The sequence below is a fragment of the Armatimonas sp. genome (assembly GCF_031410135.1).
Classification (GTDB): domain Bacteria; phylum Armatimonadota; class Armatimonadia; order Armatimonadales; family Armatimonadaceae; genus Armatimonas.
Window position 1 is genome coordinate 1 of the sequence record NZ_JANNYP010000006.1, and the last position, 6765, is coordinate 6765.

Sequence of the window (6765 nt, forward strand, 5' to 3'; positions counted from 1 at the left end):
GTATGGTTGAGGGTTTGAACAACAAAGTCAAGGTCATAAAACGTTGTGCCTATGGGTTCGGCAACTTTGAACATTTTATGCTGCGCATCTTGATGGAATGTGATGGTTCTACCTGACCCCACTATTTGTCAAAGAGCCAGACTTGTTCTCAGGGGCTAGATTATGCAGACGAGACACCGCGCTCATTGTACCGCTTTTACTAGCAAGTGTTATTATTACTAACTAATGATAATTGACAGAATTGAATGCACGACGTATAATGTTTAATCGCCGCTCACGCCTGTTGGGTGCGGGCGGCTTTTGACTGTTTTAGAGGATGTTGAGGCGTAGACGTGGAGAAGGTTCGGATCAGCCTGGTAAGTCTGGGCTGTCCAAAAAATTTAGTAGACTCCGAGGAACTCTTAGGGGCTCTGACGGAAGGCGGACGTGGGCAGCTCGTTGAGGGGGATGCGGACGCCGATGTGGTGGTGGTTAATACCTGTGCCTTCATTGAGAGCGCCAAGCGGGAGTCTCTCGCGGCAATCCGGTCTGCGCTAGCGCGAAAAGAGCGGGGGGAGATCTCCAAAGTGGTGGTGGCAGGGTGCCTTGCCCAGCGCTACGCCGAGACTCTGGCCCGTGACTTGCCGGATGTAGACGGGCTCTTTGGGATTCAGAGCGCCACCCAGATCGCAGACTCGATCTTTCCGCGCCGCAGTGCCTTTGAGCTTCCCGTTCTGGGCAATAACTTTGTCCAGCCCATCACCGAGAAATACCCGCTCATTCCACCGTCACGGGTGCGAGCAACGGCTCCTTGGACTGCCTATCTCAAGATCTCTGAGGGCTGCGACCATGCCTGTACGTTCTGCTCGATTCCGAGTTTTCGTGGCAAGCACCGCTCCAAGCCGCTAGAGCGCATTGTTAATGAGGCAAAACGCTTGGTGGATGCGGGAGCCATTGAGCTGAACTTAATTGCCCAAGATACTACGGCCTATGGGATGGATCTCTATAAAGAGCTCGCTCTCCCGAGGTTGCTGACGGAGCTGGGCAAGATCGAGGGACTTAAGTGGGTGCGCTTGCTCTATTGCTACCCCACCATGATGACCGATCGTCTGATCCAGACCATGGCCGACACGCCCAATGTCGCCCACTACGTCGACATTCCCCTGCAGCACGGCGATGATGGAATGTTAAAACGAATGAAACGCGGAGGGTCGGTTTCTTCGTACTATAGGTTACTCGAGCGCTTGCGTACCGCCATGCCTGATATCGCGGTACGAACGACGTTTCTTGTGGGCTTCCCGGGAGAGGATGCGGCGGCGTATGCGCAGCTCAGTCGCTTTGTCCAGGAGGCACGCTTCGACCGGCTAGGCGTCTTTGAGTACAGCCCGGAAGAGGGGACACCTGGATTTGAGCTACGCCCGCGTGTGCCTGAGCGGATCGCTCGGCAGCGGCGGCGCGGGCTGATGGCCTTGCAACAGCCGATCTCACTGGCCGCCAATCAGGCGCTGGTGGGAAAAGAGTTTGAGGTTTTGGTGGAGGGACGCGAGGGAGACGCGCTGATTGCACGCTCCTGGCGCGATGCCCCCGAGATTGATGGAACCGTGCGGGTTGTGGGGGCACAGGCGGAGCTGGGAAGCTGGCTACGTGTGCGCATTACTGAGGCACAACCCTATGATTTATACGCAGAATTATCTGGAGGATAATGTTGGCTACAAAGAAAATGCCTAAGGCCGATAAGATCGAAGTGGCAATAAGACCGGCCAGTGAAGCAGACCGGGAGAAAGTACTGGCAGATGCCTACCTCTCCGATCTGGTTTACGATGCACTGCTGGAGCGGGGTGAAGCATCTAAGTTCGCCGATATCGCTCAGGAGATCAATAACTCCAATATCAGCTCGACCGTGGTTTACGGGGCGCTGGAGCAGGACGTCAAATCCGAGGAGCCACGGCGTATTCGGCGCTTTATTTTTGTGGATCGCCTCTGGAACCTCTCTGCTCGCTACATGGATGTCACGCGCTCTCTGGAGCGTAACCTGCTGGATATCATTCGGCTGGCGGGACGACCTCTCTCCACCGCGCAGATCGCCACGGAGCTCTCCGTTATCTACAACCGGCCCTCAGAGACCTACTTTAGCCTGCTGCAGAAAATGCTTACCAACGAGCAGCTCTACTTCAAGGGCAAGGGAAGTACGTACGGCCTGGCTGAGTGGCTGCCGTTGGTAGACGGTGAGAACCTAGAAGAGGTGACGCTTGATAATAAGATCAAGCCGGAGACCGTCAGTCGCTTGTTGCCACTTTCGACCAAAGTCGGCTGGTCTGCGAAAAGCTATGCCGAGTCGAGCTACAAGATTGTCGGGGCTCTTAAGGGAGTTCCGGTTCCGCATCGCTTGCTGGGCGTGCTGGCGTGGGCCGCGCTGGGCGAGAAGTACGACTCCCGTGCGCACCTGCTGGCCTGTCTGAGCGATAGCCGCCTGACCTGGCTGAGTGTGGAGAACGGCAAGGGACGCTGGATCACTCGTGAGACGGTCGAGCGCCTAGAGCGCCACCTAGCAGATCGCGTGGTGACAGCCGTCGAAGAAGTCGAGGAAGCGCCCGCGCCGCCCCCTGTTGCTCCGCTGATTGTCGAGGTCGCTCCCGAGCCAGCTGAGAGCGAAGCAGATTCTATAGCCGCTGCGGAAGTGGCTCCGGTTGTGCCCGAACCGATCGTCGAGGCAGAAAAGCCACTGGGAGTCTCTGAGGAGGATCTGGCATCTCTGGCAAGTATTGTCAGTGAGCGCGGGGTTCCCATCGAGTCCTCCGAGCTACTGGCCCTTCAGTACGAGGTCATGTCTGGTTACCCTTCCTACAAGAGTGATCTTGCTGTCCTGGAAGCTAAGCTTAAGTCCGATTCGCGCTTTAGCTACATCGGAGCGGGGCGCTTCCGGGAGGCTGATACTCTCCCACCCTTTGTCTACGACCTGCCAGAGTTTCTGGGATTCCCGGATCTTCAGTTCGTCTCCATGGACGGTGAGATCATGGACGAAGAGATCGAGGATGAGGGTTTTGCCGGGAGCTTGCGTCAAGATATTTTTCTGCCGCTTGCTCAGGATGCCGGTGATGATGAGGGACGCTACACCGGCGCTCCAATCGAGGGCGAAGCACTGACTCTGGTGGTAAAAGCCCACCATAAAGAGATTGGGACGTTTCCGCTCTGCCAGGTGCCGGATGGTTTCTTCCCCGCCGATGCGCCCGTTGTCGAAGTCACCCTGCGCGAAGAAGATGGCACCACGCATGAGCTAATTGTCAACAATGAGCGACGGCTTGCCTTCAATCTCTTCTCGCTCTACGAGAAAATTGAGGCGGATTCCGGAGGTTGTTTCCGGCTTCAGCCTACCTTACGCCCCTATGAGTTCCGTGTCGAGGTTCTGGAAGAGACTGACCCCCAGATCTATCTTAGCCCAGAGCGCTACGCCGAGCTACTGAGCGCCCGTGAGCAAGTCGAGGAGTCAGGGGAGGTTGCTACATTTGATATTGTCTGTGAGCTTTTGGAAGAGCATGTCAAAGGGGTAGACTTTGTACAGCTTCTCACGGAAGTCAATGTGGTGCGCCGAGTAACCCGTCGCAAGCTGGCCTCGATTCTGTCGAACTATTTCTGCTTTGTTCAGAAAGCGGGCACCGGGCAGTGGCGCTTTGATACCAAGAAGCGTGACATGGGAACGGATCGTACCAAGCGTAAGTACCTAAAACGTTAATCGCGTTAATCAAGAGAGGGTGTAGATATGGGGCGGCCACGCAGACGTAAAGGAGGCGGATTCCGCCTCTTTCTCAGCCGAGTAGGGGCATTTCTCGGGATTATCTTGGCGATAATTCTGACGGTTCTGATCTCGAGTCTCCTCTATGCGGGCGATAAAGTGCGCCTGGCCGCTCAAGGAATGCCTAGCTCTGCCACCATGAGTCAGGAGATGGCAGGGGGCGTAACACAGATCTACTCCACGGACCGCGTCCTTCTGGGGGAAGTCTACACCCGCTTTCATGAGCGGGTGGACCTTAAAGACGTTCCCCAACGTCTGCAGGATGCGACGGTTGCCATTGAGGATAAGCGCTTCTACGAGCACCCTGGAATTGACCTCAAGGGAATTGCCCGCTCGATATACAAGAATGCAGCCGGAGGGCGGCGCAGCGAAGGCGCTTCAACACTGACCCAACAGCTTGTCCGTAATGTCATTCTGCGGAACCGTGAAAAAACCGTCGAGCGTAAGCTTCGTGAGGCGCTTCTGGCCTACCAGATTGAGCGGAGCATGACCAAGGATCAGATCCTGGAGCGCTATCTTAACGACATTAACTACGGTGGCCAGATATTTGGTGTAAAGATGTCTGCAAAGCTCTACTTTGGAAAAGAGCTAAAGGATATCACCATCTCGGAAGCGGCGCTGATTGCGGGGCTGGTACAGAGTCCCCTTAAGACCTATCCCTTCCGACACCCCGAAGCCGCGATGGAGCGGCGCAATACGGTTCTGATCACCATGTTGGAGCAAAATAAGATTACGCGGGCACAGTACGACGCAGCGCGTGCTGAGAAAATAAAGATCTTACCAGAGCCTCCCAAGATCATTAGTTACAACTTCAAGGCTCCGCACTTTGTCCGCTATGTTCTGAAGCAACTTGTCGCACGCCATGGGGGGGATCAGGTCTACAACGGTGGCCTTAAGATCTACACCACACTCAACTGGGAGATGCAACAGCGTGCCGATGAGATTCTTCGTGCCGGAATTCGAGGCGAGCGGGGCCGTGGCGTTACGGAAGGAGCCCTCATCTGTCTGGAGCCTCATACGGGCTGGATCCGTGCGATGGCGGCAGGAGTGGATGAAAAAAGTGAGGTGAATTTCACGGTCTATGGAAAAGGGCGTCAGCCAGGATCGACCTTCAAGCCCATCGTCTATGCCGCCGCCTTTGACTCGGGTAAGTACAATCTCTACTCTGAAGTTCGTGACTCCGCGGTGAAGATTGGCTCGAAGTCGTTTCGGAACTATGGGGGAGGCTACTCCAACAGTGAGATGACTATTGAGAATGCTATTGCGGTCTCAAAGAACACTATCCCCATAAAAGTCGCGCAAGTGATCGGTCTCAAGCGCATTGTAGATACAGCGCATCGCATGGGGATCAAGCAGAAGCTACCCACCAATGACTACACGCTGGTTCTGGGGAGTATCGAGGTAACCCCGCTGGAGATGGCAAGTGCTTTCTCGACGTTTCCCAACGGAGGCGATCACGCGGAGCCCATCGCGGTGCGTCTTGCCGTGGATGCGCAAGGCAATGTCATTGAGCGCAATGAGCCACGCATCACGAAGTCGGTAATCAAGGAATCTACAGCCGCCAGTATTGGCAGAGCACTCGAAGTGGTGGTGGAACGTGGAACGGGTAAGGCGGCCAACACCGTCCCTGGAGTTCGTGGCAAGACAGGAACCACGAGTGACAATAAAGATACTTGGTTTGTGGGTTATACCCGGGAGTTGGTTGCTGCATTGTGGGCCAGTAACCGACAGATCAAACCTGTCTTGGACAAAGCGGGAAAGCCTGTCCTGGATAAAAATGGCAAGCCGAAGATGACGGAGCGCTATCTAGAAATGGATAGCGATGCTACCGGTGGCCATGTGAGCGCACCTATCTGGGGACGTTTCATGAGTGCTGCGGTTCCTATCCAGCAGCGTGCGGGTCTGGAGCCGATTCTCCTGCCTGAAGATCTGCAAAAACAGCGCCTCGCCGCTGCGGCTAAGACTCCTCCCACTCCCCAGCCCGATAAGATCAACGATGAGGGTGAGCTGGTGGTGATGATCTGTGAGGAGACCAGCAAGCGTGCTAACGCTTACTGTCATGATACGGTCGAGAAAGTTTTCCCCAAAGGGATAGTGATCAATCCCTGCAAGCTACACAAAGCACCCACTCCGGAAGATGCCACGACGACGACGGCAAGTCCCACACCCGAAGCACGCGAGGAGCCTACACCCGCCCCACGCCGTCGGCGACGGCGCGATGCGGCAGCCGAGGAAGAGAAACGCCAGGAAGAAGAGAGGCGCCAGCAGCGTGAGGAACAGCGTGCTCGCGCTCGTGCGGAGGAAGACAGCAAACCACGTGACGAAGAGAAAAAGCCGGAAGAGCGTGGGGAGACTGAGGTGGAGATCTGTAGCGAGACAAGTAAGCGGGCAACAGCTTACTGTCCCGAAAGAGTCACGAAGAGATTTCCTGCGGGAACACGCGTTGGTAGCTGTAGAATTCATAAGGCTCGAACGGGCGAAGAGGACCGCTAGCCATGTCCCGCCATCGCTACTTTACCCCTCCTCAAGCACAGCAGCGTGTTGCTGAGGACATCAGTGTCGTCCGAATTATCGGAATGGGTGGGCTTCTTTTAAGTCTTTTCTCCGTTCTGGCGGGACGGCTCTGGCTTCTGCAAATAGTACGTGGTGAAGAGCATCATGATCGGGCACTTTCCAATCGAAGCCGTTCCGTTCGGACAATGGCTCCCCGTGGAGTTATTAAAGATAGCAAGGGACGTATTCTTGTTGACAATACAACCAAGCGCGTCGCCTTTCTTCACCCGGATGAGGTTGGTGGAATCGAGCGCCTGCTACGAATGGTGGACCCTGCACGTCTGATACCGCCTCCTAAGGAAAAGCAAGCGGATCCTAAAAAGCTGCCTGCAAGTCCCAAGCCCGTAGTCGTTCCTCTGACGAAAGCTGAGGCATTGCGCGAGCTGGATAAAAAGCGAAGCCCTAAAAAGCTAGCGAAGCTACGGGATCAAGATAAACAAACA

General features: G+C 55.4%; 4 protein-coding genes and 1 pseudogene. All 5 read left to right on the plus strand.

The genetic code is table 11. From position 1 onward, the window contains the following. Positions 1-116 (plus strand): transposase (locus RMO15_RS00230; protein WP_309706773.1); only part of this gene is annotated, 116 nt, incomplete at its 5' end. A gap of 216 nt (positions 117-332) precedes the next feature. After that, positions 333-1682, plus strand: coding sequence for a 30S ribosomal protein S12 methylthiotransferase RimO (rimO, locus tag RMO15_RS00235; protein ID WP_309706765.1), 1350 nt, complete (start codon positions 333-335; stop codon positions 1680-1682). Between the two features lie 17 nt (positions 1683-1699). Continuing rightward, on the plus strand, positions 1700-3709 hold the full coding sequence (locus RMO15_RS00240) for a hypothetical protein (protein WP_309706766.1): 2010 nt from the start codon (positions 1700-1702) through the stop codon (positions 3707-3709). 105 nt (positions 3710-3814) lie between these two features. Continuing rightward, positions 3815-6262, plus strand: coding sequence for a PBP1A family penicillin-binding protein (locus RMO15_RS00245; RefSeq protein WP_309706768.1), 2448 nt, complete (start codon positions 3815-3817; stop codon positions 6260-6262). Between the two features lie 2 nt (positions 6263-6264). Further along, a pseudogene (locus tag RMO15_RS00250) lies at positions 6265-6765 on the plus strand (hypothetical protein); the annotation flags it as partial.